23 protein-coding genes and 1 tRNA gene are annotated in these 24346 nt (G+C 64.0%); 10 read left to right on the top strand and 14 right to left on the bottom strand.

Annotated elements, in window-relative coordinates:
• The first annotated feature begins 389 nt into the window (after nt 1-389).
• On the top strand, nt 390-758 hold the full coding sequence (locus tag ACZ7GB_RS06665) for a hypothetical protein (protein WP_078542121.1): 369 nt from the start codon (nt 390-392) through the stop codon (nt 756-758).
• Between the two features lie 77 nt (nt 759-835).
• Here the strand turns inward: ACZ7GB_RS06665 and miaB are convergent, their stop codons facing one another.
• A complete protein-coding gene (gene miaB / locus ACZ7GB_RS06660; protein WP_472158034.1) occupies nt 836-2158 on the bottom strand; it encodes a tRNA (N6-isopentenyl adenosine(37)-C2)-methylthiotransferase MiaB in 1323 nt (440 codons plus the stop codon).
• A gap of 151 nt (nt 2159-2309) precedes the next feature.
• Between miaB and ACZ7GB_RS06655 the strand changes: the two genes are divergently transcribed.
• The 3 genes from ACZ7GB_RS06655 to hemP all read left to right on the top strand — a co-directional run bounded on the left by ACZ7GB_RS06655 (nt 2310) and on the right by hemP (nt 3683).
• Entirely contained in the window at nt 2310-3194 is an 885-nt protein-coding gene (locus tag ACZ7GB_RS06655) for a glycosyltransferase family 2 protein (protein ID WP_472158033.1), read from the top strand.
• Nucleotides 3195-3369: 175 nt separating this feature from the next.
• On the top strand, nt 3370-3537 hold the full coding sequence (locus tag ACZ7GB_RS06650; RefSeq protein ID WP_158522126.1) for a hypothetical protein: 168 nt from the start codon (nt 3370-3372) through the stop codon (nt 3535-3537).
• Nucleotides 3534-3683 carry a hemin uptake protein HemP gene (gene hemP / locus ACZ7GB_RS06645; protein WP_075774069.1) on the top strand — a complete coding sequence of 50 codons (150 nt, stop codon included), beginning with the start codon at nt 3534-3536 and terminating at the stop codon, nt 3681-3683. Before ACZ7GB_RS06650 ends, hemP begins: the two co-directional genes overlap by 4 nt.
• Before the next feature lie 107 nt (nt 3684-3790).
• Here hemP and ACZ7GB_RS06640 read toward each other — a convergent pair.
• Together ACZ7GB_RS06640 and ACZ7GB_RS06635 are read right to left on the bottom strand one after the other, a co-directional pair.
• A tRNA-Gly gene (locus ACZ7GB_RS06640) sits at nt 3791-3864 on the bottom strand.
• A gap of 36 nt (nt 3865-3900) precedes the next feature.
• Nucleotides 3901-4569 (bottom strand): SOS response-associated peptidase, encoded by a 669-nt coding sequence (locus ACZ7GB_RS06635; RefSeq protein WP_472158032.1) that lies wholly within the window; start codon nt 4567-4569, stop codon nt 3901-3903.
• A 79-nt stretch (nt 4570-4648) separates the two neighbouring features.
• On the opposite strand from ACZ7GB_RS06635, the gene ACZ7GB_RS06630 reads away from it, so the two are divergent.
• Genes ACZ7GB_RS06630 through arsC form a run of 3 tightly spaced genes read left to right on the top strand, consistent with a single transcriptional unit; the run spans nt 4649 to nt 6365 of the window.
• Complete coding sequence (locus ACZ7GB_RS06630) at nt 4649-4987, top strand: DUF952 domain-containing protein (protein WP_472158031.1); 339 nt, start codon at nt 4649-4651, stop codon at nt 4985-4987.
• A 5-nt stretch (nt 4988-4992) separates the two neighbouring features.
• Nucleotides 4993-6045 carry a quinone-dependent dihydroorotate dehydrogenase gene (locus ACZ7GB_RS06625; protein WP_472158463.1) on the top strand — a complete coding sequence of 351 codons (1053 nt, stop codon included), beginning with the start codon at nt 4993-4995 and terminating at the stop codon, nt 6043-6045.
• Nucleotides 6036-6365: an arsenate reductase (glutaredoxin) gene (gene arsC / locus ACZ7GB_RS06620; RefSeq protein ID WP_347431882.1), complete on the top strand. Its 330-nt coding sequence runs from the start codon at nt 6036-6038 to the stop codon at nt 6363-6365. The genes ACZ7GB_RS06625 and arsC overlap by 10 nt, the downstream gene beginning before the upstream one ends.
• 187 nt (nt 6366-6552) lie before the next feature.
• Here arsC and ACZ7GB_RS06615 read toward each other — a convergent pair whose 3' ends face one another.
• The 8 genes from ACZ7GB_RS06615 to acs form a co-directional block, all read right to left on the bottom strand.
• Entirely contained in the window at nt 6553-8649 is a 2097-nt protein-coding gene (locus ACZ7GB_RS06615) for a 3'-5' exonuclease (RefSeq protein ID WP_078604750.1), read from the bottom strand.
• Nucleotides 8649-9038, bottom strand: coding sequence for a response regulator transcription factor (locus tag ACZ7GB_RS06610; protein ID WP_078548717.1), 390 nt, complete (start codon nt 9036-9038; stop codon nt 8649-8651). The genes ACZ7GB_RS06615 and ACZ7GB_RS06610 overlap by 1 nt, the downstream gene beginning before the upstream one ends.
• A gap of 4 nt (nt 9039-9042) precedes the next feature.
• Nucleotides 9043-9579: a hypothetical protein gene (locus tag ACZ7GB_RS06605; protein ID WP_472158030.1), complete on the bottom strand. Its 537-nt coding sequence runs from the start codon at nt 9577-9579 to the stop codon at nt 9043-9045.
• 9 nt (nt 9580-9588) lie between these two features.
• The gene (locus ACZ7GB_RS06600) at nt 9589-11418 is read right to left on the bottom strand and encodes a DUF294 nucleotidyltransferase-like domain-containing protein (RefSeq protein ID WP_078600409.1); all 1830 of its coding nucleotides are present in this window, start codon (nt 11416-11418) and stop codon (nt 9589-9591) included.
• A gap of 93 nt (nt 11419-11511) precedes the next feature.
• Nucleotides 11512-13251, bottom strand: coding sequence for a sodium:solute symporter family protein (locus ACZ7GB_RS06595; RefSeq protein ID WP_078548724.1), 1740 nt, complete (start codon nt 13249-13251; stop codon nt 11512-11514).
• Nucleotides 13252-13272: 21 nt separating this feature from the next.
• On the bottom strand, nt 13273-13530 hold the full coding sequence (locus tag ACZ7GB_RS06590; protein WP_078548726.1) for a DUF4212 domain-containing protein: 258 nt from the start codon (nt 13528-13530) through the stop codon (nt 13273-13275).
• A 64-nt stretch (nt 13531-13594) separates the two neighbouring features.
• Nucleotides 13595-14287 (bottom strand): adenylate kinase, encoded by a 693-nt coding sequence (locus ACZ7GB_RS06585; RefSeq protein ID WP_472158029.1) that lies wholly within the window; start codon nt 14285-14287, stop codon nt 13595-13597.
• Nucleotides 14287-16254 carry an acetate--CoA ligase gene (acs, locus tag ACZ7GB_RS06580; RefSeq protein WP_078569896.1) on the bottom strand — a complete coding sequence of 656 codons (1968 nt, stop codon included), beginning with the start codon at nt 16252-16254 and terminating at the stop codon, nt 14287-14289. Before acs ends, ACZ7GB_RS06585 begins: the two co-directional genes overlap by 1 nt.
• Nucleotides 16255-16677: 423 nt before the next feature.
• Here acs and ACZ7GB_RS06575 point away from each other — a divergent pair, with 423 nt between their 5' ends.
• A complete protein-coding gene (locus tag ACZ7GB_RS06575; protein ID WP_472158028.1) occupies nt 16678-17175 on the top strand; it encodes a HugZ family pyridoxamine 5'-phosphate oxidase in 498 nt (165 codons plus the stop codon).
• An 84-nt stretch (nt 17176-17259) separates the two neighbouring features.
• On the opposite strand, the gene ACZ7GB_RS06570 is transcribed toward ACZ7GB_RS06575, so the two are convergent.
• Nucleotides 17260-19551, bottom strand: coding sequence for a glycosyl hydrolase family 28-related protein (locus tag ACZ7GB_RS06570; protein WP_472158027.1), 2292 nt, complete (start codon nt 19549-19551; stop codon nt 17260-17262).
• A gap of 251 nt (nt 19552-19802) precedes the next feature.
• On the opposite strand from ACZ7GB_RS06570, the gene ACZ7GB_RS06565 reads away from it, so the two are divergent.
• The gene (locus ACZ7GB_RS06565) at nt 19803-20657 is read left to right on the top strand and encodes a CHAD domain-containing protein (RefSeq protein WP_078548737.1); all 855 of its coding nucleotides are present in this window, start codon (nt 19803-19805) and stop codon (nt 20655-20657) included.
• On the opposite strand, the gene ACZ7GB_RS06560 is transcribed toward ACZ7GB_RS06565, so the two are convergent.
• Nucleotides 20654-22300: a lysine--tRNA ligase gene (locus ACZ7GB_RS06560; RefSeq protein ID WP_078600417.1), complete on the bottom strand. Its 1647-nt coding sequence runs from the start codon at nt 22298-22300 to the stop codon at nt 20654-20656. The two genes, ACZ7GB_RS06565 and ACZ7GB_RS06560, sit on opposite strands and share 4 nt — an antisense overlap.
• Nucleotides 22301-22405: 105 nt before the next feature.
• Between ACZ7GB_RS06560 and ACZ7GB_RS06555 the strand changes: the two genes are divergently transcribed.
• The gene (locus tag ACZ7GB_RS06555) at nt 22406-22828 is read left to right on the top strand and encodes a tellurite resistance TerB family protein (RefSeq protein WP_078522614.1); all 423 of its coding nucleotides are present in this window, start codon (nt 22406-22408) and stop codon (nt 22826-22828) included.
• A gap of 64 nt (nt 22829-22892) precedes the next feature.
• On the opposite strand, the gene dacB is transcribed toward ACZ7GB_RS06555, so the two are convergent.
• Complete coding sequence (gene dacB / locus ACZ7GB_RS06550; protein WP_472158026.1) at nt 22893-24320, bottom strand: D-alanyl-D-alanine carboxypeptidase/D-alanyl-D-alanine endopeptidase; 1428 nt, start codon at nt 24318-24320, stop codon at nt 22893-22895.
• Between the last annotated feature and the right edge of the window lie 26 nt (nt 24321-24346).

The following is a 24346-nucleotide window of genomic DNA, read 5'->3' as shown; positions in this document are numbered from 1 at the left end:
CGCAGGCGCGGTTCCGCTTGGCGGCATTGCCTATTTATTAGGCGAATCCGGTTTCGCAAGGGGATGCGCGGCGATACGCTGACCGAGGATGCCACCGCTTCGCCGCGCCGCGTCATGACTCCCGAATCGCTGGCTGTGAGAAAGGACCTCCGCGGCTCAGAAACAGGCTGCAAAAGCCAAAGACCCCACAACCCTAGCGCGAACACTGTCGCAACAATCGGAACACCCGCTGTCTTTTTCGGCTATTGTTCTCACAAACCCGGCAAATATCGACAATCTCTCGCCAATTTAGGTTTATTCAGGGCAAACTGCACCCTGACGGCGCTCGGGTCGGAGGGATCTTGAGCGCCGCATGTTATTCCGCTGCCCGATCAGGAGAGTCTCGAGAGATGAAGACCATTGCAATCACCGCCGCCGCGTTGCTCACCGGTATGGCGTTCGCTGGCGCCGCACAGGCCGGTACGAGCTGCTACACCGGCCCGGTCGGGCGCGATCACGTTAACAACCAGACCGTCTGCGGACCGACCCGCAAGCAACAGATTCATATCGACTGCTTCCGTGGCCCGTGGCGCGAGACGATCTGGGATCACCCGCAGGGCAGCTTCGTCGATGATCTGGTGGCTTTCGGCTACGATTACGGCGATGCGAACGGCCTCGCGACTCAGATCTGCAAGAACGAGAGCCTCGTGGGCAACCCGGAAGGTCTGCGTAGAGAGCTTCTGAAAGCGATCGCGAACGACCCGCCCGGCCCGAACTGATCGGTCAGGGTTACCAAATCAAAAAGGGCCGCGGATCACGCGGCCCTTTTCATTTGAGGCGTCAACGCGGCGAGAGCTCAGATCAACTCGCCCGCCAGCGAATTCGGCGCCGTGCCGGTGATCCGCACCTTCGCCAGAACGCCGGGGCCAAGCCCCTCGCCCGAGACATGGACCGCCTGCAGGTAATCGGATTTGCCGACCCACTGGCCGTCCAGCCGCCCGGGCTTCTCAAAAAGCACGTTCACTTCGCGCCCGATCATGCTTTCCTGACAGGCCCGCTGTTGCGAGGTCAGAAGCGCCTGAAGCTCTTGCAGCCGCGCATCTGCGACATCTGCCGGCACCGCGCCTTTCGCGCCAGCCGCGGGCGTGCCCGGGCGCGGCGAGTATTTGAACGAATAGGCCATGCCGTAATTGACCTCGCGGATCAGCGCCATCGTGTCCTCGAAATCCTGATCGGTCTCGCCGGGGAAGCCCACGATGAAATCGCCCGAGATCACGATGTCGGGGCGCGCGGCGCGGATGCGCTCGATCAGGCGGAGATAGCTCTCCGCCGTATGTTTGCGGTTCATCGCCTTGAGGATCTTGTCCGAGCCTGATTGCACCGGCAGATGCAGATAGGGCATCAGCTTCGGCTCGTCGCCATGGGCCGCGATCAGATCGTCTTCCATGTCATTCGGGTGCGAGGTGGTGTAGCGGATACGCTCCAGCCCATCGATCTTGGCAAGCGACCGGGCAAGCCGCGCGAGCGACCAGTCACCGCCCTCACCCTCGCCGTGATAGGCGTTGACGTTCTGACCCAGCAGCGTGATCTCGCGCACGCCCTTCTCCACCAGCGCTTGCGCCTCGCGCAAAATCTTGTCGGCCGGGCGCGAAATCTCGGCCCCGCGCGTGTACGGCACCACGCAGAAGGCGCAGAACTTGTCGCAGCCCTCCTGCACCGTCAGGAACGCCGTCGGGCGCGTCTGCACGGGCCGCGCGGGCAGATGGTCGAACTTGTCTTCCAGCGGGAACTCGGTCTCGACAGGGCGCGCGCCATTATCGGTCCGCGCGACCAGTTCGGGCAGCTTGTGATAGCTTTGCGAGCCCACGACCAGATCCACCAGATCCGAGCGCCGCAGGATCTCGTCGCCCTCGGCCTGCGCGACACAGCCCGCGACGCCGATCTTCAGGTCGGGCTTGGCCTCCTTGAACGGACGCAGGCGCCCCAGATCGGAATAGACCTTCTCGGCCGCCTTCTCGCGGATATGGCAGGTGTTGAGCAGCACCATATCCGCTGCGCCCACATCGTCGGTCAGCTCATAGCCCTTGGCGCCCATGGCCTCGGCCATGCGCTCACTGTCATAGACATTCATCTGACAGCCATAGGTTTTGATATGCAGCTTTTTCGGAGCGTCGCTCATGCCAATCCTCGCGCGTCTTTCCAGCGGGCCTGATACAGCCAAATCACCCTTTCCCGCAAGGTCGCGCTTGGGGCGGGCCGTAAAGGCTTGATTTCATGCGGGCCTTCCCCGATCCTGCGCCCGAAGACCCCGCGAAAGGGCTGCATCGGGCATGAAATATTCCTCGCTGATCGATTTTCTCACCCGCCAGAGCGCGGCTCTGTCCAAAGGCCCGGTCGGCGTGATCCTAGCCGAGGACGGGGTCGAGCTGGAGAGCACGATCCGCCACCATATCGACCTCGGGTTTCCGGTGCTGCTGGTTCTGGGGCATGCCGCGATGGACCTGCCGGACGACCTGGCCGCCGACAGCCCGACGAAAATCTACCGCATCGATTTCGAGCTGAACCGCCGCGACGCAGCGCCCCTCGCAATCAACCCGATCGTCGCCGCAGTCCCCCCGGGCACCTGGCTCTATTACTGCTTCAACGCGGAATACCTGTTCTTTCCCTTCTGCGAGAGCCGCTCGATCGGCGAGGTTCTGAGCTTTCACACCGAAGAACGCCGCGCCTCGATGCTGAGCTATGTGATCGACCTCTATACCGGCGATCTGGAGGCGCATCCGAACGGCGTCGATACCGAGAACGCGATGTTCGACAAGGCGGGCTATTACGCGCTCGCCCGGCTCGATCCCGAGAACCACGACCACCCGAAAGAGCGGCAGCTGGATTTCTTCGGCGGGCTGCGCTGGCGCTTCGAGGAGCATGTCCCCGCCCAGCGCCGCAAGATCGACCGGATCGCCCTGTTTCGCGCCAAATCCGGCCTGAAACTGCGCCCCGATCACACGTTCAACGACGAGGAATACAACACCTATTCCTGCCCGTGGCACCATAACCTGACCTGTGCCACCGCCTCGTTCCGGGTCGCGAAAGCGCTGAAGTTCAATCCCGGGTCGACCTACGATGTGCACAGCTTCACCTGGGTCAATTCCGAACGCTTCAACTGGTCGAGCCAGCAGCTCATGGATCTGGGCCTCATCGAACCCGGCCAGTGGTTCTGATCCGCCCCGCCAACCGAGCCCCTTCGGTTCCCGAACTATGTCTGCGCAGGCGCACGATCATCTGTGCAATTCCTTAGTAAAAGAATCGCCTTTACAATTCCGATCATTTCACTCAGGTTATTTCCATCAGCCAGTCGATCCCCGACGAGCCGTTTTCGCGAGATGGAGACCGGAGATGAAACGCCCCTCTTCCCCCGGCCCCCGATACCGGGCCGACACGCATGTTGATATCGATCCGCCGCTGAGCCTGCGCGACATCGTCGAGGCGCTGTGCAGTGGCTTCCCCCCGGGCCAGAGCGCGCTCGAAGCGACGCTCGACCGGATCGAGGGAGGCCGCAGATGAGCATCAATGAAAGCTTCGCCAACGCCCTGCCCGTCCATGACGCAGAGGTGCTGACCGGCAAGGGCAACCTCGCCCATATCGTGCTGGACGGTCAGGTCTATACGCTGCGCATCACCAAGGCAGGCAAGCTGATCCTGACCAAATGAGCGCAGTCCTGCGCCATCCACAGATCCCGAACGTCTGAAGCCGCCCGATCGTCCCTCGGGCGGTTTTTTCTGTCTCAAAGACGCCTATCACAGTGATCCGGGGGAGATGGAGCGGGTGATGGGAATCGAACCCACGTCTTCAGCTTGGAAGGCTGCGGCTCTACCATTGAGCTACACCCGCGCTCTGGCCTCTCCTTAGCGGTCCACGCCGCACCATTCAAGCGGGATCGGCAAGAGGTTCGCGCAAACCCGGCCCGGAGGCGCGGTTCGAATTGACCTCTTGGCCCACGCGCCACGCCTGCAGGATGCCCTCGGGCCTCAGCTGCATCAGGGTCGCCGCGCCATGGCCTTCCTCGCCCAGCCATTTCGCCCAATCGGCTTGCTCGAGAACCAGCGGCTCGCGGTGATGGATCGGGGCGAGCGTCGGCCCCGCTGGCAAGGTCACGATGGCGCAGGTGGTCAACAACTCGCCGCCCTTCTCCCAGTCCTGCCAGAGCCCGCCGAATACCATCGGCGCGCCGTCCTTGCGCGAGACATAGAAAGGCAGCTTCGCCTCGCCCTCGCGATGCCATTCATAAAACCCGTCCGCCGGGATCAGGCAGCGCCGCGACCGGATCGCTTCTCGGAAGGCAGGTTTCTCCGCCACTGTCTCGGACCGCGCGTTGATCAGCAAAGGCCCATCCGTCGGCGTCTTGTACCAATGCGGGATGAAGCCCCAGCGCATCGCCCGCAACTGCCGCTGCCCCTCGCCGGAGATGCAGACCGGCAGGCTCTGGGTCGGGCAGATGTTGAACCGCTCGCCACCCGGCACGTCATTGCCCGGCACCGCCTTGAACAGACGCGCCATCGCATCGACGGGAAGAGTGTTGGCCATACGTCCGCACATGGCACAAAGCTATGCCGCCACGCGCGCGGCACAAGCCCCACGCTTGACCGTACGGCGCTTTTTCGGGCAAGGGAAAGCCATGTTGATTTACAAAATCCTCCGCCGCCCCGAATGGGATGCATTTCGCGAAGCCGGGCACACGCTCGGCGCGCCGGTCGACCTCGCGGACGGCTACATCCATTTCTCCACCGCCGATCAGGTCGTCGAAACGGCTGCGAAACATTTCGCCGGCGAATCCGATCTGGTGCTTGTCGCCTTCGACTCCTCCGCGATGGGTGCCGATCTGAAATGGGAACCCTCGCGCCGCGATCAGCTCTTCCCGCATCTCTACCGCCCGCTGCATCTCAGCGAAGTCGTCTGGGACCACGCCCTGCCCCTGGGGGCTGCGGGCCATATCTTCCCGAAGGAAATGTCGTGACCACCCTGATCGAGCGCGCGGGCCTCGCGGTTTTTCACAAGATCGACCCGGAAAAGGCGCATGGCCTGTCGCTGCGCGCATTGCGGATGGGGCTCGCGCCCCTGCCCGGCCCGATCAGCTCGCCGCGGCTGAAGACCGATCTGGCGGGGATGTCGCTTCTGAACCCAGTTGGCCTTGCGGCTGGCTTCGACAAGAACGCAGAGGCCGTGCCGCAACTGATGCGCGCGGGTTTCGGCTTCATCGAAGTGGGTGCCGCGACGCCCCGCCCGCAGGAAGGCAACCTGCCGCCCCGCCTCTGGCGTCTGCCCGCCGACCGCGCCGCGATCAATCGCTTCGGCTTCAACAATCAGGGCATGGAGCCGATCACCGAGCGGCTGGCAAAGCGTCCGCAAGGTATTCCGGTGGGCCTCAATCTGGGCGCCAACAAGGATGCCGCCGACCGCGCGAAAGATTTCGCGACGGTGCTGGCCCATGCCGGACCGCATCTCGATTTCGCGACGGTCAACGTCTCCTCGCCCAACACCGAGAAGCTGCGCGACCTACAGGGCAAAGCCGCGCTGTCGGCGCTGCTGGCAGGCGTGATCGAGACCCGCGACACACTTGCGCGCCGCATTCCGGTCTTTCTGAAAATCGCTCCCGATCTGAGCGCCGAGGAACTGGCCGAGATCGCCGAGGTCGCGCTGGAAAGCGGGATCGACGGGATCATCGCGACCAATACGACGCTTTCGCGCGAGGGCCTGACCTCGCCCAACCCCTCCGATCAGGGCGGCCTCTCCGGCGCGCCTCTGTTCGAGAAATCGACCCGCGTTCTGGCGCAGCTTTCGCAGCATACCGCAGGCGCGCTGCCGCTGATCGGCGTGGGCGGCGTGGGCTCTGCCGAACAGGCCTACGAGAAAATCCGCGCAGGCGCCTCGGCGGTGCAGCTCTATACCGCGATGGTCTTCGCGGGCCTCTCGCTCGCCGCCGACATCGCGCGCGGCCTCGATCGGCTTCTGGAACGCGACGGCTTCGCCAGCGTTTCCGAGGCAATCGGCACCGGGAGGGACAAATGGCTGTAACGATCTGGCACAATCCGCGCTGCTCGAAATCGCGCGAGACCTTGAGGCTGCTCGAAACCCGCGGGATCGCCCCTGAGGTGCGCGACTACCAGAAAGAGCCGCCGACCATGGCCGAGCTGCAGGACGCGCTGATGAAACTCGGCCAGCCCGCCGCCGCGATGATCCGCTGGAAGGACACCGACCTTACGAAAGACGCCGATGAGAATGAAATCCTCTCGGCGCTGAGCGCCAATCCGAAGCTGATCGAACGCCCGCTCGTGCTGACGGAAACGGCGGCCCGCATCGGGCGCCCACCCGAGACGGTTCTCGAAATCCTTTAAGACTGAGGGGCGCTGCCCCTCTTCGGCTCCGCCGAATTCACCCCGGGATATTTCAATCAAGGAGAAGCAAAACAGCCTCTTCGCCTTGGCCCGAATATCCCGGGGGAATCTCCGGAGGAGATGGGGGCAGAGCCCCCTCTTCCTTAAGTCTTGTCGCCCTACGGCGACGGGGGGGGGGGCAGCGCCCCTACCCGTTCAGATCCTTGATCAGCCGCCCGTGTTTGCGCAGCTCGGCCACCAATTCGCCGAAGGTCCGCAAGCCCCGCGCCTGCAGCGCCGGGAGCATCTTCAGGAACGCATCCGCCGTCGCGACCGTATCGCCGATCGCGGTGTGGCGCGCTTCCTCGGGGATGGTGATGCCGAGGCGATGGGTCAGCGCGTCGAGCGTGTGGCTCTCGGATTGCCCGAACACCACCGCCGACAGCAGCACCGTGTCGAGGATCGGGTGATCGAACCGTTCGCCGATCGCCACCTCCTTGCGATGCAGGAATTCCATGTCGAAAGGCGCGTTATGCGCGATCAGCACCGCACCCTCGGCGAAGCGGTGGAAATCGCGCCCCACCTGCGCAATGTCCGGCGCGCCTTCGACCATCGCGTTCGAGATGCCATGCACCTCGGTCGAGCCGGGCGGGATCGAGCGCTTGGGATCGACGAGCGTGTCGAAGACCTCGGTATCGATCCGCCGACCGTTGACGATGCGCACGGCGGCAATCTGCACGATCTCGTCGCCCTCGGTGGGCAGCAGGCCCGTGGTCTCGGTGTCGAAGACGACATAGGTCAGATCGGTCAGCGGCGTGTCGGCGATTTCGGCCACGCGCTCGCGCGAGAGCAGGTCGAAATCATAGACCACCGCGCGCGGCACCGGCTTCGGGCGCTTGGTGACATGGCGCGCTTCGCGCAGCGGGATGCAGAGCCGCGCACGCGTGTCGCCCAGCTTCTCGGGCCAGATTTCGGCGGCATGGGTGGTCAGCACGCGATGCCCGGTGACATCCTCCAGCCCGACATCGAGCGGCTGATCGAGCCAGCGCTCCAGCTCGGAGATCGGGACCGGCGCGCCTTCCCATTCCAGCGCGATCAGCGCTCCGGGGCCGTCCTCGGTGATCTCCAGCCGGAAATCGCGCCGGTCGGTCAGGCGGCGCACCAGCCCCGCCAGCAGGGCCACCATCTCGAAGCCCTCGCAGCGTAGCATCAGCCCCGCGGTGACCGGCAGGATCGCCCCGCCCTCGGCGGTCACCCGCGCGGCCACCGCCTGACCCAGATCGGAGGCGCGGATCATCGCGAGCGGCCACCAATCGGCGCGGTTCGCCTCGTGGCGCTCGAAGAATTCGTGGATCGCGGCGGAGAGGTGATGGGCCTCGGAATTGGCGGCCTCACGGACGCGGTCGCGCTCGGGGCCCGGCGCGGGGCCGTCATCGGCGGTCAGCACCCCGATCAGCGATTGCAGGGCTGCGGCAGGGCGGCGGATGCGGTCGAACAGCTCGTCCATCAACTGCTCGCGCTGCGCATGAGAGGCCATGTCGCCCGAGACATCGCGCAGCGTCAGCACATAGCCCGGGCGCGCGCTCAGATGGTGATCCTCGCCCTCCGACAAAAGCCGCATCCGGGCGGCGAGCACCCGGCCCTCCGCCTTCGTCGAACACAGCAGATCCGAGGCCGCATCCGGGTCTTCGGTGGCCAGAAGCCGGTCATAGGCATGGGCAATCGGCGGCTGGTTGAGATAGTCGAAGACGCGCCGATCCAGCCCCGGCGCATGGGCAGAGCCCATGAGTTCCACCGCCTGCCCGTTATAGAAGGCCAACTGATGATCGGCGGTGCAAAGCAGCACGCCCACCGGCACATCCGACAAGAGCGCCTCGAGCCGTTCCTTTTCCTGCGCGAGCCGCGTGGTCTCGCGCTGCACGGCTTCGGTCAGGGCGTTGCGGGTCTCCGACAGGTGGCGCGTAACCGAGGCGGCGGCAGGCGCCAGATCGCCCAGATAACGCGCGATATCGGCGTCCATATCGCCCTCGATCTCGGCCGTGGTGCGGGCGCGCAGCATCCCCGAGAGCCGCTCGATCGGCTTGGCCACGTTCTCGTCGAAGAGAAACCAGATCCACGCGATCAGCCCGAGGATCACGAAGCCCGCAACCGCGCCGCCGATCACCATCGCATTCAGAAGCTCAGGGTCGCCAAGCCGGGTGAAGCCGAACCACAGCCCCGCCACCAGCGCCACCAGATTGCCGAGCGCCAAGGCGGCGAAGAACAGAAACACCCGGGTGCGCAGGGAAAGCCGGGTGAGATCCATCAGGCCGTCTCCCCGTCGAGAATGCGGTGGACCTCCTCGCGCAACTCGCGCAGCTCGAAGGGTTTGGCGATGAACCCGTCAGCACCGAGCGCGAGGCCCTTGCGGCGCTCCATCGCGGAGCCGCGCGCGGTCATCATCAGGATCTTCACATCGCCGAGGCCCTTGTCGGCGCGCACGCCTTCGCAGATCTCGTAGCCCGAGACCTCGGGCAGCATCACGTCAAGGAGCACCAGATCGGGGCGGGTCTCGCGGATTTTCTCCAGCGCGCCGCGCCCGGTGTCGATCCGGTCATGGTCGAACCCCTCGCGGCTCATCAGATAGTCGAGCGCGATGGCGATATTGTCCTCATCCTCCACGATCAGGACGCGATGTTTCCTCCCCCCCGGCATGGTCTCATCCTCCTGCGCATACCGCTTTCAGCCCCGGGTCGTCGGGCGTGAGTTTCAGCCAGCCGCCGCCCGACAGCTCTCCGTCTTTCGTCAGCGTGGCCCCGTTCACCAGATCGGCGCGGCTGTCGGTCTTGCAGTCATAGACCGTCGGCACCGTCTGCAAATTCTGCCAGCGTCCGATCAGCAGCAGATCCGTCTCGGCCAGCTCCGGCTTGCCCGCGACGGGATGCTCCACCTTGCCCGCATCGACCGCCATGAAACGCGTGACCATCGGCACCAGATAGGTCCAGGGCCGCCACGGCACGCTCTCGTCGATCGGCTGCAGCACGACGACCGTATCGGGCATCTCGGACCGCATATTGGGAAACCACGAATACTCGCTCCAGACCGTATAGCCGATCAGCGCCGCCCCGATGGCTGCGGGCATCGTCCACTTCGGCAGCTTCTCGCCGCGGAACCTCTTGCTCAGATGCGAGAGCAGGAAGACCACGAGGGCGGCCAGCAGGCCCGCAGCAAGGGTCGAGATGAAGTCGTTCGTCATAAGCTCTCCTCAGCTCATCGCGCCTTTGCCGTGACCGGCGGCCGATTGCATGGTGCGCACCACCACGAAGGCGTCGCGCAGATGCGAGCGTTCGAAATCGGACAGGTCCGAGGGTGCAAGATAATTGTCGGGCTTGCGCCCCGAGCGCGCCAGATGCGCCTGGTTCTCCAGCCGCATAGACGCGATCAGATCATAGGCCTCGACCAGATCGCGCGCGCCGGAATGGCTCAGCACGCCGGCATGTTCGGCCTCGATCAGACGGGCGCGGGTGTTCACTTCGGGCAGGCGCCCCTGAAGCGCATAGACGCGGGCCAGATCGGTCACCGGGACCACGCCATTATGCTTCATGTCGATATGGTTGCGATGCTCGCCCGAGCGGATCGTGGCGAAGCCCCGGATCAGGCCGAGCGGCGGGTGATGCTTGAGGCTGTTGGCGATCATATGGGCCACGAAGATCGAGTTCTTCGACGCCTTCGCCAAGGTCTCTTCCTGCAACTGCTGGAACAGCCCCGCCCCGTTGCCGCCGATCGCGCGCAGATCGAACATCACCGAGGCGAGCATCTGCGCCTCGGGGTTGGGCTTGGCGATCCAGCCGCGGAAATAGTCGCGCCAGACGCGGACCGGCTGACACCAGCGCGGGTTCGTCGCCATCATGTCGCCGGGGCAATAAACGTAGCCGCAGGCGTCCAGCCCGTCCGAGACGATCTTCGCGAGCTGGCGGAAATATTCCATATCCGCTTCGGTCACGGCGTCGTCGAGGATCAGGCAATTGTCCTGATCGGACACCCCGGTCTGCTCCTGCCGCCCCTGCGAGCCGCAGGCGAGCCACAGATAGGGCACAGGCGGCGGCCCCAGCGCCTCCTCGGCCATCTTCAGCAGGCGGCGCGTAACCGCATCTGCGATATCGGTGATCAGCCGGGTGATGACCTCATGCGCGTGATGCCCGCCCACGAGTTGCACCAGAAGCTGCGGGATGCGCGCGGTGACGGCGGCCATCTCCGGCACGGTCTCGGCGCCCGCCACATCGCGGATCAGCACGGCCGAGCTGACCGCCTGAAAGCGGGTCAGATCGGTCTGGGTGATCATGCCCACGAAGCGCCCGCGATCGGTGATCGGCAGGTGGCCGACGCGCTTTTCCAGCATGACATGCAGAAGGTCCGTGCCCAGCCCCTCGGGGGTCAAGGTCACCGGATCGGGGGTCATCACCTCGCCCACGGGCGTATCGGGCGCGCGGCCTTCGGCCAGAACCTTGTTCGACAGGTCGCGCACCGTGACGATGCCAACGAGCCCGCCCTCGGGATCGGTCACGCCGAGCGAGGAAATATGCGCATCGCGCATCTGCCGCGCAGCCTCGGTCACGGTGGTCTCGGGCGCGCAGCCCATCGGCTCCTGTGCCAGAAGATCGGCGATCTTCATCGTGGCGATGGAATTGGTGCGGGTCTCGCCGCCGCGCACGCGGTTGAAGAAGCGCGCGAAGGCGGGGGCGTTTTGCGACAGCTCGCGGAACTCTTCGACCGGCAGTTCCAGCAGCACGGTCTCGGCGGTCGTGCGCGCGGTGGTCGCGGCCAGACCGTCGCGCATCAGCCCGCGCTCGCCAAAGGTGTTGCGTGCGCCGAGGATCGAGACCAGCGCCCCGTTCTGATCGGTGACTTCGACCGCTCCGCGCTTGATCAGGTAGATGCCCTTGAGCGGCTCGCGGTAGGAATAGACGGTCTCGCCCGCGGGCAATTCTCTGCGGCGGAAGGAACTGGCGACATGCTCCAGCTCGTTGCGCGACAGATTGTCGTAAGGGTGGACGCCTTCGAGAAATGCGAGGATCGGGGTCAGATCGGCGGCCATGATCTTTTCCTTTGGGTGGTGGCGGCGCCCCGAGGGGCGCCTGCCGAAGCTTCAGAGGTCGGGACGAGGCGAACCCCGTCCCGCGCCGCTGTCTTAGTGGTCGACTGCCGCACCGGCGCCTTTCGGCACGCGGATCGACTCGACGAGCTCCTGGATATCTTCCGGGGTCTCCTTGGTCGCGTTCGACACGACATAGGCCACGATGAAGTTCAGGACCGCGCCGATAACCCCGAAGGAGGTCGACTTGATCGAGAGGATCATCGGGTTCGCATCCGTGAACGTGTTGGTGTCCGGGATGAAGAACCAGCCCTTGTGCAGGAAGATGTAGATCAGCGTGGTCGCGAGACCCGTGAGCATACCTGCAACCGCACCGGTGTTGTTGATGCGCTTAGTGAAGATGCCCATCATCAGCGCCGGGAAGATCGACGACGCTGCCAGACCGAAGGCCAGAGCCACCGTCTGTGCCGCGAAGCCGGGCGGGTTCAGACCCAGATAGGTCGCGATGACGATCGCCACGGCCATCGAGATACGGGCGGCCAGAAGCTCGCCTTTTTCCGAGATGCCCGGGTTGATCTGCGACTTGATCAGGTCATGCGAGACCGCCGACGAGATTGCCATCAGAAGACCGGCAGCCGTCGACAGAGCCGCAGCCAGACCACCAGCAGCCACCAGCGCGATCACCCAACCCGGCAGGTTGGCGATCTCGGGGTTGGCAAGCGTGATGATGTCGCGGTTCACGCTCAGTTCGTTTGTGTCGCCCGCATTGTACTCGATGCGGCCGTCGCCGTTCTTGTCGTCGAAGGTCAGAAGACCGGTCTGGGCCCAGTTGCGCACCCAGGAGAGGTTCTGATCGTTCTCGATCGCGGTCATCTCCACGGCCGGCTGACCGACGCCGTTCGGGTAGAAGGTCGAGATCAGGTTCAGACGCGCCATCGCACCCACAGCCGGAGCGGTGAGGTAGAGGAGCGCGATGAACACCAGCGCCCAACCCGCCGAGGAGCGCGCATCGGCGACCTTCGGAACGGTGAAGAAGCGCACGATGACGTGCGGCAGACCGGCGGTGCCGACCATCAGCGTCATGGTGAACAGGAACATGTTCAGCGTAGTGTCATGCTGGCCGGTGTAGGACGCGAAGCCCAGATCGGAGACCAGACCGTTCAGCGTGGTCAGGATCGGCGCACCGGTGTTGACGTCGTTCGAGAACAGACCCAGACCCGGGATCGGGTTGCCGGTCAGCTGCAGCGAGATGAAGATCGCCGGGATGGTGTAGGCGATGATCAGCACGACGTATTGCGCAACCTGCGTGTAGGTGATGCCCTTCATGCCGCCGAGAACCGCGTAGAGGAACACGATCGCCGCGCCGATGAAGAGGCCGGTGGTGTTGTCCACTTCGAGGAAGCGCGAGAACGCAACGCCCACGCCGGTCATCTGACCGATAACGTAGGTGATCGACGCAACGATGAGGCAGACCACGGCCACGGTGCGCGCGGTTTGCGAGTAGAAACGGTCGCCGATGAATTCCGGCACGGTGAACTTGCCGAACTTGCGCAGATAGGGCGCAAGCAGCATGGCCAGCAGCACGTAGCCACCGGTCCAGCCCATCAGGTAGGCCGAAGTGTCGTAACCGCCGAAGGCGATGATGCCCGCCATCGAGATGAACGACGCGGCCGACATCCAGTCAGCGCCCGTAGCCATACCGTTGACGACCGGGTGAACGCCGCGACCGGCGGCGTAGAATTCCGACGTGGAACCCGCACGGGCCCAGATCGCGATGCCGATGTAGAGCACGAAAGTCGCGCCGACCACCAGCAGGTTGAGGGTAAACTGATCCATGTCCCTCTCTCCTCCCTGAGATTATTCTTCGACGCCGTGCTCGCGGTCCAGTTTGTTCATCCGCCACGCATAGGTGAAGATGAGCACCAGGAACACGAGGATCGAGCCTTGCTGGGCGAACCAGAAGCCGAGATCAGTGCCACCAATTTTGATGCCTGCCAGCATCGGGCGCAGCACGATACCGAAGCCGAAGGACACGATGAACCAGATCACCAGAGAGATCTGGATGGTCCGGATATTCGCCTTCCAATAGGCGTTGGACGAGGATTTGTCCGCCATGAGACTAACTCCCTTTTAGTTTCTCTCCAGACGGGCCCCTCATGGGCCCGCCCCTCCCCAAAAATCAGGCCGAGACGCGCTTTACGATCGACCCAAGGCCCGAGGCGATCTCGTCGATGGAGCCCATCGCGTTGATCTCCTCGAGAACACCGAGCGCCTTGTAATGGGCGATCAGCGGTGCCGTTTGCGCGTGGTAGGCCTCTAGCCTCGCGCGCGCCGTCTCGGCATTGTCGTCGGCCCGGCGTTTGAATTCCGTGCCGCCGCATTTGTCGCAAACACCCGCAACTTCGGGCTGCTTGAACTCGTCGTGATAGCCTTCGCCGCATTTGGCGCAGGTGTATCGGCCGGCGACGCGGGCGATCATCGCCTCGTCGTCGACCTCCAGGCTGATCGCTGCGGTCACCGACTGGCCATTCTCCTCCAGAAGACCGTCGAGCGCCGCAGCCTGACCGGCGGTGCGCGGGAACCCGTCGAGGATCACCCCTTTCGCAACATCCGGTTCAGCCATGCGATCTTGCAGGATCGCCAGAACGATCTCGTCCGAGACGAGACCGCCCTCCTCCATCACCGCTTTCGCGGCGAGACCGGCCTCGGTGCCCTGAGACACCGCGGCCCGCAGAAGATCGCCCGTCGAGAGCTGCACGAGGCCGAAGGTCTCTTCGAGCATCCGCGCCTGCGTGCCCTTGCCCGCGCCCGGAGGGCCGAGAAGGATCAGAACGGCAGGCTTGGTCTGCGTCATGGTCGTGCTGTCCGACATCATTTGTTCCCGCGATTTTCGATCAGATCATCGACGACCGACGGATCGGCCAGCGTCGAGGTGTCCCCGAGCGACCCGAAATCGTTCTCGGCGATCTTGCGCAGGATGCGGCGCATGATCTTGCCCGAACGGGTCTTCGGTAGGCCCGGCGCCCATTGGATGATGTCCGGTTTCGCGATCGGACCGATCTCGGTGCGCACCCACTTCTCGAGCTCCTTGCGCAGCTCGTCGGAGGGTTCGACATCGTTCATCAGCGTGACATAGGCGTAGATGCCCTGCCCCTTCAGCTCGTGCGGGTAGCCGACCACGGCAGCCTCTGCCACGGCCTGATGCGCGACCAGCGCGGATTCGACTTCCGCCGTGCCCATGCGGTGACCCGAGACGTTGATCACGTCATCGACGCGGCCGGTGATCCAGTAGTACCCGTCGCTGTCGCGGCGGCAGCCGTCACCGGTGAAGTAATAGCCCTTGTACTGGCTGAAATAGGTCTCCTGGAAACGCTCGTGGTCGCCCCAGATGGTGCGCATCTGGCCCGGCCAGCTGTCCGAGATGCAGAGCACGCCTTCGGTCTCGGTCTCGTCCTGCTTCACCGCGGTCTGCGGATCGAGCACGACCGGCTTCACGCCGAAGAACGGACGGGTCGCCGAGCCGGGCTTCGTGGGCGTGGCGCCCGGAAGCGGGGTCAGCATGTGGCCGCCGGTCTCGGTCTGCCAGAACGTGTCGACGATCGGGCATTTGCCCTTTCCGACGTATTTGTCGTACCAGGCCCAGGCTTCGGGGTTGATCGGCTCGCCGACCGAGCCCAGCACCTTGAGATCGGACAGATCGTATTTCTCGACCCATTCCGGCCCCTGCCCCATCAGCGAGCGGATCGCCGTGGGCGCGGTGTAGAACTGGTTGACCTTGTGCTTTTCGCAGACGGCCCAGAAGCGGCCCGCATCCGGATAGGTCGGCACGCCTTCGAACATGATCGTGGTCGCGCCATTCGCGAGCGGCCCGTAGACGATGTAGCTGTGACCGGTGACCCAGCCCACATCGGCGGTGCACCAGAACACGTCGCCATCATGGTAGTCGAACGTGTATTGCATCGTCATCGCGGCGTAGACGAGATAGCCGCCGGTGGTATGCACCACGCCCTTCGGCTTGCCGGTCGAGCCGGAGGTGTAAAGGATGAACAGCGGATCTTCCGCATTCATCGGACGCGGCGGACATTCGGGCGAGACGTTCTCCATCATCGCCTTCACGTCGACATCGCGACCGTCGATCCACGAGGTCTGGTCGCCGGTATGCTTCACGACGAGGCAGCGCACCTTGTCCGAGCAGTGCAGCAGCGCCGCGTCGGCATTCGCCTTGAGCGGCGTGCGACGGCCACCGCGCGGGGCGGTGTCGGCGGTGATGACGACCTTGGCGCCCGAGTCGTTGACACGGTTGGCGAGTGCGTCGGGCGAGAAGCCCGCGAAGACGATCGAGTGGATCGCGCCGATGCGCGCACAGGCGAGCATCGCGTAAGCCGCTTCCGGGATCATCGGCAGATAGATCACGACGCGGTCGCCGCGCATCACGCCCTGGCTCGAAAGCACGTTGGCGAAGCGGTTCACCTTCTCGGACAGCTCCTTATAGGTGATGTGCTGCGCCGGGGTTTCCGGATCGTCGGGCTCGAAGATGATCGCGGTCTGGTCGCCGCGCGTGGCGAGGTGACGGTCGATACAGTTCACGCTGGCGTTCAGCACGCCGTCCTCGAACCATTTGATATCGACATGGCCGAAGGTGAAATCGGTGTTCTTCACCTTGGTATACGGCGTGATCCAGTCGAGGCGCTTGCCCTCGCGGCCCCAGAACTTCTCCGGATCGGTGATCGATTCCTGATACATCTCGCGATATTTCGCGGCGTCGGCATGGGCGTTCTCGAAGCCCGGCGGGACCTCTTTGACCTCTGGAACCTGAGTCACCTTGTCTTGCGCAGTCATGAGCTTCCTCCCAGCAATTTCGCATTGCGGCACGGCGTGTCCGCATGTCGCCCGCGTGATAGTGCAGGCCCTCTACCCCGCGCCACTGTAACTCAAAGGTTAAGATTCATGTAACCCCCTTTATACGCTACATATTTCTGTAAATTTTTTGACACCGATTGCGCTAACGCTGTAAATGCACGGAAATGAGGCAGAAAATAGGCGAGCCAATTCAAGTGCTTGCCTGTAGCGTTTCCGCTCGGATCCAACTGAATTTGAAAATCGACCGCACGGTTAAAATCATGCCGCAGCTGCGACGAGGCGAATCGGACACTCAGAATGATTCGGCTCGCGACCTTCCGTTACGGCATCCTGTGGATAACTTCGACGATTGTCGCCCGCAGGCCCGCGCCCTACCATCGCGCCGCCTTGAAGGAGCCTCCCATGCCACAGCCGACCCCGCCGACCAACCCGATCCGTCCCACGGATGATGAGGCCTGCGCCTTGGCGCAAAGCCTGATCCGTGAAGCCCGGTTCGGCGCGCTTGGCACGCTCGACCCGGATACTGGCGCGCCGGTCGTAACGCGCGTCGCCCTTGGCCCCGGCCCTCAGGGAGAGCTCTTAACCTTCGTTTCCAGCCTCGCAGTACACACGACCGCCCTGCTGCAAGACCACCGGGCCGGGCTATTGCTCGGCGAGCCCGGCGCGAAAGGCGACCCGCTCACCCATCCCCGCCTCTCGCTGCAGGTCGAGGCGCATGCCATCCACCGCGACGATCCCGCCTTCCCGGCGATGCGCGACCGCTGGCTCTCCGATCATCCGAAATCGAAGCTCTATATCGACCTGCCCGATTTCTTCTTCTTCGATCTCCGCCCGATCTCGGCCAGCCTCAATGGCGGCTTCGGGCGCGCCTTTCGACTGACGCCCGCAGATCTGACATGAAAACGGCGCGCAGGACCTCCGCCCCACGCGCCGCCTTGCCGATCCGCCCGCCCCGGCCCGGATCGGCCCCGCCTTTGCATCCCGTCAGATCGGGTTATCCATCCGCAGCGTGACCTGCAGCCGCCCCTTCGCCGCCTCCGGCCAGTTCACCGTAATCTGGTTCTTGGCCGCGCCCTGCTCCACCGCGACATAGGGCATCGCGTCGATCCGCGCCCCCGCGCCGTCGCGCACCATGCCCTCGGCGATCAGGCTCTGCACGTTGCGCGCCCAGCCCCCGAAGGGCAGATACTCGCTCGCATCCACCGTCCAGACCGATTGCGCCGTGGACTGGTTCACCTCGACCATCACCGGGTTCTGCGAGATGTCGTTGATCGCGTTGAACATATTCGCCTCGAACACCACGTTGCGCACCCGCGAGCGGTCAATATCCGCGAAACTCGTGTCGATCTTCTCGATCCGGTCGACACTGCCGTTGAGCGACTTGAACACGTTGTTCGTCACGCTCAGCCCCTGGATGAAATGCCCCGGCCCGTAGGGTTTGATCGACAGCCAGGTGAACCACGGCGCGACATTGATGCATACGCAGGTATTGCCCGTCACCGTCAGCCCACCAAAGCTGTATTCACTCGCGAAATCCGGCTCTGCGTCATGCTCGTTGGTCCACTCGATCACCGAGTTGTCGATGTAATTGCCGGTCACCGCCGACTGCACATTGGTCTGGGTAAAGACCAGCCCCGCCACGCGCACGCCATTGCTTTCCTCGTCGCCCTGAAACCAGTGATTGCCGACGATCAGATGCCCCGAGCCATTCAGCACGAAACTCGTCCCGAAGCGCACGAAGCGCGAGTCGCGGATCTTCGAGTCATTGGCATTCACGTTCAGCACCATCGACTTTCGATCCTGCGCGGGCACCAGCATCTCGTCCGACAGGAACTGACAGCCGTCGATCAGAAGATCCTGACACCCCCGCCCGATCGAGGTGATCGCGCGATCCTTGGGCCGCACCACATAGCTGTCGCGGATCTGGAACATCTGCCCGTCGGGCGCCAGCATCACGCAGCTCGCCGCCCCATTACAGAGAAACTCCACATTGGCGATGTTGAACCGGTCGAGCTTCTCCATCCCGGAAAAATCCAGCACATACTGGTGCCGCGTAAACGTGTAGGTGCGCGTACCCGATCCACCGTAAAGCGGCTGCGAGAGATACAGGGTCTGCGCCCCGATATTCTTCGACTTCACATAGACCTCGCGCCCGACCCCGGTGCCGGCAATCCGCGCGCCCACCGGGATATTCGCGATATTCGCGACCGAGGTCAGCTGCATCGACTGGCTCACCGAATAGGTCGCCTGCGACGTCACCACCTCATCGTCCCAGGCAGAGCCCGCGATCACGTTGATCTGCCCGTTCTGCAGAACCCGGCGGTTGGAAAAGCTCGTAAGGTCCGGCGCGATCTCCTCGATGCGGATCGGCTCGGTCACTTCGACGCGGCGCCCTTTCAGGTCGAGCACGTTGTGATCGGTATAGCCGAACAGCGCCTGCAGCGCCCTCTTGAAGCCCGCCAACTCATCGCCGAAAGCCGCCGCATAGGTCGGAAAGTCGAAGGACGACATCAGCGCCAGTTTCGCCGCGGCCGGCATCACCAGCGTGCCCACGAACTCGACCGGCGACGAGATAGAGATCGTACTGCCCAGATAATAAACGCCTTCCGAGACGAGAACCTTGCGCCCGTTCGCCGCCTGATCGGCGGCGTTGAACGCCGCGACATTGTCGGTCGTCCCGTCGCCCACCGCGCCGTAATCGCGCACATCGACCCAGCCCATCAGGTCGCGCAGGAAAGCCTCGGTCACGTCCTCGATCTCGATATCGTCGATGCGTACCACGCCGCCATTCGCGCCGGTCAGGTCCAGCCCGAAATGCCCATAGACCGCATCCAGCCCCCACGGCATATCGACACCGTCGCGCGAGCCGGTCCCGACGATCGCCGACACTTCGACCACCGCGCCATAGCTTTGCAGCGCGACTGTCGGGCCGACCTCGACCACGCCGCTCACATGGCTGCCTGATCCCGTCACCGCATAGCCCGCGACACGCACCTCCGGCAGGTTGCCGCTGACCGCCTTCACCCGCGCCCGGATGCGCAGATAGGTGCCCGGCAGGATCGGCGTGTCGCCCATGTAGCGCAGCTTCTGCACTGTCTGGGTCTTGAGCATCTCCAGACAACCGCTGAAATCCGCATCCGCTGGAACCAGCACGGCATTGCCCGTGCTCTCAAAGGTCGTGGAGCCCGGCGTGCCATCCTCGCTCGACCATTGATCCAGCCCTTCGGCGAATGCGGGCGGGGTCAGCACCAGCCCTTCGGTAATCGCGACGTTCATCTGCAATCCTCTTGTCCATGTTCCCACCCGCGCGCCCCTTGCCGTACCAATTGCGCGCCGGGACCGACCGAAAGCGCCCGCGCTTCGGCCCGAACAGAGCTAGAAGGAAAGGTTAAAGAAGACCTGAGAGGGCCGTTCGCAGCCTCCAGCCCGACCTACGCTCCCGGGGCCCTCCCGCTTCGCAGGTGACAGCGTCATGCGCCTGACATATCCTCGCGCCACATCGGGTGTGCAGCCAAGAGGAGCCGCAGATGGTTTACGCCATATCCCCCGACGACAAGACCCCGACGAAAGCCCTGCGCCGCATCGCGCGCAGCGAGCTTGGGACAGCCGTTAAACTGGCCGGCAAGCCCGACCCGTCGGTTCACTCCCTTCGCAAAGCGATCAAGAAGACCCGCGGCCTGATCCGCCTCGTCGCGCCGCATTTCTCCGATTTTCACAAGGAGAACGATGCTTTGGCCGAAGCCGCCCGGGGCATTTCTGGCCTGCGCGACGACGAGGTGATGCGCGCCTCGCTTATCCGGCTCGGGCGCGAAGGGCCTGATCTCGACGGTGCGTCTGCCGCCCGTGCAATGCTTGACGCGCTGCCCGCGACCCAGCCCCCGAAGGAAGGCGACATCTCGACATTCGCGAAACGCGTCACGGAAATCCGCAAACGCGCGAAGGATTGGGACGTCACCGAAAAGGGCTGGCCCGCCTATGAGGCCGGATTGCACGCAACGTTGAAAGATTGCCGCAAGCGTCTGAAAAGCGCGCAGGAATCACGCGCTGGCTTAGACCTGCACCATTGGCGGACGCGGGTGAAGCAGCACTGGTATCACACCCGCCTGCTCGCCCCGATCTGGCCAGAAATGCTGCATCCGCGCGAAGACGCACTCGACACTTTGGGGGAGTTGATCGGCGACCATCACGACCTGCATGTGCTCGAGATGAAAGTGCCAGAGCATCTCGACCCCGAAAGGGCCGAGGCTTTGCTTGCACTGATCCGCACCGAATCCGCCCGACTGGAGGCCGAAGCCTTCACCCTCGGCGCCAGGATATTCGCCGAGCCCCCCGAGCCGCTTTGCGACCGCTGGGGGGCTTGGTTCGATCTCTGGAAAGCTTAGTCGACCAGTTCGCCCGCCAGCGCCCGCTCGATCAGCGCGACGGTCTCATCGACACCGTAAAGCGCGATGAACCCGCCGAAACGCGGCCCTTGGCTCTGGCCCAGAAGCACCTCGTAGAGCGCCTTGAACCAATCGCGCAGGTTCGCGAATTCGTGGTTCTTGCCCACCGCGAAAACGACCGTCTGCAGGAACTCGTCGCTGTGGAAATCGGCCTCCGGCAGCGGCTCTTCGTTGCCTGCCGCCGCGTTCTTGCGCGCGATCTGATCGAGCGCGGCTTCCTCGGATTTCAGCGCCTTGGCCAGATCTTCCAGCGCGGCACGTTCGGAGGCGTCGGGCGCGCGGAAGACCAGCGTCGGCTTCACGAAATCCTCGAAATACTTCAGCGCGAAGCCTGCCGCCTGATCGAGATCGGGATTGCCTTCCGGGCTCGCCTCGGGCGCGTAGCGCTTGATGAAGCCCCACAGCCCTTCCTTCTCGGTCGCGCCCGCGACGCTCGCAAGATTGAGCAGCATCGCGAAAGGCACCACCATCCGGCTCTCGGGCGGATTGCCGCCGTGAATGTGCCAGACCGGGTTGTTCACCTGCTGCTCGATCGGCTGATCGGGATAGGCGCGCAGCTGCTGGTGATATTCGTCCACCGCCTTCGGGATCACGTCGAAATGCATCCGCTTCGCGGTCTTCGGCTTGAGATACATGAAGTAGCTCAAGGATTCCGTCGCCGCATAGGTCAGCCATTCGTCGATCGACAGCCCGTTGCCCTTCGACTTCGAGATCTTCTCGCCATTCGCGTCGAGGAACAGCTCGTAGGTGAAGTGCTCCGGCGCACGCCCACCGAGGACGCGGCAGATGCCGTCATAGATCGGCGTGTTGGTCGAGTGGTCCTTGCCATACATCTCGAAATCGACGCCGAGCGCGGCCCAACGCATCCCGAAATCGGGTTTCCACTGCAGCTTCACATTGCCGCCGGTGACCGGCAGCGTCCATTCGCGCCCGTCCTCGTCGTCGAAGGTCACGGTGCCGTCGCGCGCATTGACCTCCTTCATCGGGACATAGAGCACGCGGCCCGTCTCGGGATGGATCGGCAGGAAGCACGAATAGGTCTGCTGACGCTCTTCGCGCAGCGACTTCAGCATGATTTCCATGATCTGATCGTATTCGTAAGCCGATTTGATCAGCATCTCGTCGAACCGACCCGACTTGTAGTAATCGGTCGCGCTCGCGAATTCATACTCGAACCCGAACGTATCGAGGAAACGGCGCAGCATCGCGTTGTTGTGGTTGCCGAAGCTGTCGAACTCGCCGAACGGATCGGGCACCGAGGTCAGCGGCTTCTGCTCATGCTGACGCAGCATGTCCTGATTGGGCACGTTGCTCGGCACTTTCCGCATCCCGTCCATATCGTCCGAGAAGCACAAAAGCTTCGTCGGGATATCCGAGATCAGCTCGAAAGCGCGACGGATCATCGTCGTGCGCGCAACTTCGCCAAACGTGCCGATATGCGGCAGACCCGAGGGACCGTAGCCCGTCTCGAACAGGACGTAACCCTTTTCCGGGTCCCGTTTCTCGTAACGCTTGAGCACCCGGCGGGCTTCCTCGAAGGGCCAGGCCTTGGATTTCATCGCAGCGTCACGCAAGCTCGTCATTGCATACCTCATGAAGGCGCCCCGTGCGCCCAGTCGCGCCTGACCTATTGAAGCGGACGGGGACAGTCAATAATTAGCACTCGAACACTATCAAGGAGCTCCCACGTGCCCGACGTTCTCGCCTCGCTTTCGCCCCAAGACGCGCTCGTCGCCGTGATGGTCGCGATTTCCGCCGCCGATGAGGACGTGCCGACCTCCGAACTCGTCGCAATCGAGCGGATAGTGAACCACATGCCGATCTTCGCGGGCTACGATTTCGACCGCGTCTCGCGGGTCTCCCGCTCGGTCTTCACGCTGTTCGAAGAGGAAGACGGGCTCGAGGCGCTGTTCGGCCTGATCCGCGACGCGCTGCCCGAACATATTTTCGAAACCGCGTATGCGCTGGCCTGCGATGTGGCCGCCGCAGATGGCACGATCCGTCAAACCGAACTACGTCTTCTCGAAGAAATTCGCGGTGAGTTGGCGATCGACCGGCTGCACGCCGTCGCCATCGAATGGGGTGCGAAAGTGCGCCACGTCACGCTCTGATCGGACGATAGAGTCCCGGCGAGGAAACCTGACGACCGCCCCGCCGTCCAGGCGGAGCGACCCCTCAGCCGTAAATCCCGGCCCAACGCTCCAACAGCTGGCTCTGCAGGATTTTCGACGCCCGCACCCATTGGACCTGCCCCGGCGGGCGCGGCGCCGAGCCCGCACGACGACGCCGGTTTAGATCGGCGGTGAAGATCGCGAAGACCAGTTCGGTGCCATCAGGCGCGGTCATATAGCCCGCCAAAGTCGAGACGAAATTCAGCGTCCCGGTCTTCGCATCCACTCGGAATGGCTGGGCTGGCATGTTCTTGCCCGTCGCATCGCGCAGCTTGAATGGCTTCATCAAACTGCGCAGCCCCATCGGCGCACCAAGATTGCGCAGCGCCGCCACCATATCCTGCGGCGAAAGCTCGGCATCGGCCCGCAGCCCGGAATGGTCGGTAAACCGGGCCGAGCGCGCGCCCGTGCGTTGCTGCAGCCACTGGGTCATCGTCTGTCCCGACTGCTTCAGGGAGTTCCCCGCGCCCAGCCGCTTGCTGACCGTCATACCCACCGCTTCCGCGGTGATATTGGTCGAATATTTCATCATCTCGCGCAGAACCGGCACAAGCGGATCGCTGCCATGGCTCACCAGAACCGTGCCGCCGGGCAGGTTGCGCACCGCTTCCGGCGCGGGCAGCGGTGTGCCCTGTGCGCGGGCCAATGTCTGAAACACGTCGCCCGCATAGGCCGCCGGATGGCGCACCGGCAACCACCGGCTTCCGCCCCGCCCCAAGGCCGCCGAGGCGACCGTCCAATGCTCGACCCCGCCGCGGTCGGAATAGGTGAAAGTGGGCGAGGAGCGTTTCGCGATCGACGCCTTCGCGGTATAGGCCTGCGGCTGCACGTCGCGCCCGCGCGCATCCATGCTCAGCGCCCAGCCCCCACCGGAGCGCCGCCACTGGAAATGCACGCGATTGAAGTTCAGCATCAGCCCGGAGATCGACGGGTTGTAGCCCGCGAAAATCGGCTGATCGTTTGCAATCTCGTTCTTGTAGGGCAACGCCCCGGCCCAAGTCAGAAAACGCCCCGTGACGCCCTGCACGCCCTTCGCCGCCAGCGACTTCGCCATCGCGTTCAGATCGTCGGTCGTCAGCGTCGGATCGCCCCCGCCCGCGAGGATCAGATCTCCCTGAATGCGCCCGCCAGAGATCGGGCCGGTCGCGATCAACTGCGTGCCAAAACGGAAATCGCCGCCCAGTTGCTCCATCGCATAGAGCGAGGTGATCGACTTGAGCGCGGAGGCGGGCGGCATCGCTTGGCCTGCATTGCGCTGTTCGAGGATCTGGCCGCTCTTCAGGTCCGCGACGACATAGCCCACATCGCCGCTGAGCCCGGCCATCCGGACCAATTCGGCTGCCGCGACCGTCTGGCCGAAGCCCGTTTTCGGAGTGGCGAAAAGCGCGGCGCCACCCAGCAGTGCAAAGCGGCGCGATATCGATAGCGGCATGGCGATTCCTCCCTCGGCGTCAATCC

It is taken from the genome of Thioclava sp. PTB-PU3-1 (assembly GCF_055666785.1).
The sequence above is the reverse complement of the archived record's forward strand: the minus strand, read 5'-3'. Positions and strand labels throughout refer to the sequence as shown.